The organism is Pontibacter pamirensis, from assembly GCF_010015475.1.
GTDB classification, from domain to species: domain Bacteria; phylum Bacteroidota; class Bacteroidia; order Cytophagales; family Hymenobacteraceae; genus Pontibacter; species Pontibacter pamirensis.
Map to the genome: position 1 here is coordinate 1 of NZ_SSNI01000123.1, position 618 is coordinate 618.

The 618-nt window shown below is 45.0% G+C and carries 2 protein-coding genes; both read right to left on the reverse strand.

Annotation, left to right across the window (positions count from 1 at the left end):
* The coding region (locus E1919_RS28240) for a transposase (RefSeq protein WP_162056542.1) at window positions 1–153 on the reverse strand (153 nt) is incomplete at its 3' end.
* Between the two features lie 60 nt (window positions 154–213).
* Window positions 214–507 carry a hypothetical protein gene (locus E1919_RS27230; RefSeq protein ID WP_162056543.1) on the reverse strand — a complete coding sequence of 98 codons (294 nt, stop codon included), beginning with the start codon at window positions 505–507 and terminating at the stop codon, window positions 214–216.
* Window positions 508–618: the final 111 nt, after the last annotated feature.

Here is a 618-nt window from a genome sequence, read left to right on the forward strand (position 1 = left end):
GTTCTCCACAAACTCCTGCTTCCATTTGCTGACCATGTTCGGGTGCACCTCGAAGCGTTTGGACAGCTCCGCCAGGCTCTCCCGCTCTTTCAAAGCCTCCAGGGCTACCTTGGCCTTGAAGGCCGCGCTGAATTTCCTTCTTTTCCCTTTCATTGTTCCACTAAGTTAAAAGTTATACCTCAATTAAAATAGTGGACCTAAATCAAGGGAGTATTATACTAAAAGGTCATCGAAGTCCGGAGATATAAATGCATTAGCATTATACGTGAACCGCATCTCGTTCATCCGCAACCCGCCGAGGGCCATTAGGCGAATGCGGTTGGTAGTAAGGAAGGAGTAATACATTGTAGGGCCAAAGGAAAAACTGTTCAGGTTAATCATGGCGTCTGGGCTATATTCCTCCTTTCCTCCAAGTGATGAACCGCCACTAACATCTGCAGATAAGCCAAAGCCACCTTTAAAATCAGCATAAATGCTAAAGTTAATAACTGCTAAGTACTGAGACAAAATTACATTAAACTACATCCTATAGTCAGAGAAGCTAATAAACAAATTCTTCCCCACGGCGGCCAGCGCCCTTTTAGTGGCATAAAACAGGTTGTCCGTGGTCAGGTAATC